The organism is Peribacillus sp. (assembly GCF_059453735.1).
Genome location: NZ_JAZVJO010000159.1, coordinates 1 through 2,131 on the forward strand (window position 1 = coordinate 1; position 2,131 = coordinate 2,131).

The window sequence follows — 2,131 nt, forward strand, 5'->3', positions numbered from 1 at the left end:
GTTGACCATGGTAAAACAACATTACTAGACTCTATTCGGAATACAAAAGTAACCGAAGGCGAAGCCGGTGGAATTACACAGCATATCGGAGCATACCAAGTTGAGATCAAAGGAAAGAAAATTACATTCCTAGATACTCCAGGACATGCTGCGTTCACAACGATGCGTGCCCGCGGAGCTCAAATTACAGATATAACAATCCTAGTTGTTGCAGCTGACGATGGTGTAATGCCGCAGACAATTGAAGCAATCAACCATGCAAAAGCGGCTGAGGTTCCAATTATTGTAGCTGTTAATAAAATGGATAAACCATCAGCTAATCCTGATCGTGTTATGCAAGAGTTAACTGAACATGGCCTTGTTTCTGAAGCATGGGGCGGAGATGTTATTTTCGTACCGATTTCAGCGAAAAATGGCGAAGGAATCGAAAGTCTTCTTGAAATGATTCTGCTTGTTGGTGAAGTGAATGAATACAAAGCTAACCCAGAACGTAACGCTATTGGTACAGTAATTGAAGCGCGTCTAGATAAAGGCCGCGGAACAGTTGCTACACTTCTTGTTCAAAATGGTACCCTTAAAATCGGAGATCCGATCGTAGTAGGTAACAGCTTTGGACGTGTAAGAGCAATGGTGAATGATTTAGGACGCCGAGTAAAAGAAGCAGGCCCATCAACACCTGTTGAGTTAACAGGTCTAAATGAAGTTCCGCAAGCAGGAGATCGTTTCATCGTCTTTAATGACGAAAGAACCGCTCGCCAAGTTGGGGAAACAAGGGCTCAACGCCAATTGGCTTCACAACGTAATGAAAAATCAGTTGTTACATTAGATAACTTGTTTGAACAAATGAAACAAGGCGACATCAAAGAATTGAATATCGTATTAAAAGCGGATGTTCAAGGTTCTGCTGAAGCCGTTGCTGCCTCACTGAGAAAAATTGAAGTAGAAGGTGCAAAAGTTAAAATTATTCATACAGGTGTCGGTGCGATTACTGAATCCGATATTATTCTAGCGGCGGCTTCTAATGCAATCGTTATTGGTTTCAATGTACGTCCAGATGTAAATGCGAAACGTGCAGCCGACTCAGAAAATGTTGATGTTCGTCTACACCGTATTATTTACAAAGCAATTGAAGAAATTGAAGCAGCGATGAAAGGGATGCTTGATCCTGAATTCGAAGAAAAAGTCATCGGCCAAGCAGAAGTACGGACTACGTTCAAAGTATCGAAAGTGGGTACAATTGCTGGATCGTACGTTACTGAAGGTAAATTAACTCGTGACTCGGGTGTTCGCTTAATTCGTGACGGCATCGTTATTTTTGAAGGCGAGCTTGATACCTTAAAACGCTTCAAAGACGAAGTAAAAGAAGTTGCACAGAACTATGAGTGTGGAATTACGATTAAAAACTTCAATGACCTTAAAGAAGGCGACATTATTGAAGCTTACGTAATGCAGGAGATCGAACGTAAATGATCGTCGGCTCTGCCGAATTTGAATGTATCATCTATGATGCGCATTCTTTAAAAGAAAAACGGGCCGTGCTGCAGCGTATTATTTCAAGACTTAAGCAGAAATTCAATATTTCTGTGGCTGAGGTGGGGTACCAGGATCTTTGGCAGCGAAGTGCGCTTGCCATTGTTACTGTATCTTCCTCCCGAATGGCAACTGAGAGAGAATTACAAAATGCCCTTCTATTTCTGGATTCATTTCCTGAAATAGAGCGCACACTAACAAATATAGAATGGCTATAAGTCAGCGAGGTGAATAGTATGAGCCTTCGTGCAAATCGTGTTGGTGAACAGATGAAGAAAGAAATGAGTGACATCATTGGCCGGAAAATCAAGGATCCCCGCATCGGCTTCGTTACCGTAACAGATGTAGAGGTTACTGGTGACCTGCAGCATGCTATCGTTTATATTTCTGTTTTAGGAGACGAAGAACAGAAAGAAAAAACACTAAAAGGTCTTTCCCAAGCTAAAGGATTCATTCGTTCTGAAATTGGACAACGAATTCGCTTACGGAAAACTCCGGAGATTTCTTTCGAGTTTGATGAATCCATTATGTATGGACACCGGATTGATACGTTAATCCATCAGATTAATTCAGATGATAAACCTGCAAAAGACGAAGAAGA

Annotated in this window: 3 protein-coding genes; all 3 read left to right on the top strand. The window is 41.5% G+C overall.

What is annotated here, in order from left to right; translation table 11 throughout:
- A partial coding sequence (infB, locus tag AC52RT_RS05460; protein WP_495539817.1) for a translation initiation factor IF-2 occupies positions 1-1,470 on the top strand: 1,470 nt, incomplete at its 5' end.
- Positions 1,467-1,748, top strand: coding sequence for a DUF503 domain-containing protein (locus AC52RT_RS05465; protein ID WP_040374841.1), 282 nt, complete (start codon positions 1,467-1,469; stop codon positions 1,746-1,748). The genes infB and AC52RT_RS05465, both read left to right, overlap by 4 nt.
- 18 nt (positions 1,749-1,766) lie before the next feature.
- A partial coding sequence (gene rbfA / locus AC52RT_RS05470) for a 30S ribosome-binding factor RbfA (protein ID WP_495539818.1) occupies positions 1,767-2,131 on the top strand: 365 nt, incomplete at its 3' end.

Excerpts from the sequence above, each read along its gene's own strand:
- AC52RT_RS05465 (WP_040374841.1), top strand. The coding sequence starts at position 1,467 with ATGATCGTCGGCTCTGCCGAATTTGAATGTATCATCTATGATGCGCAT.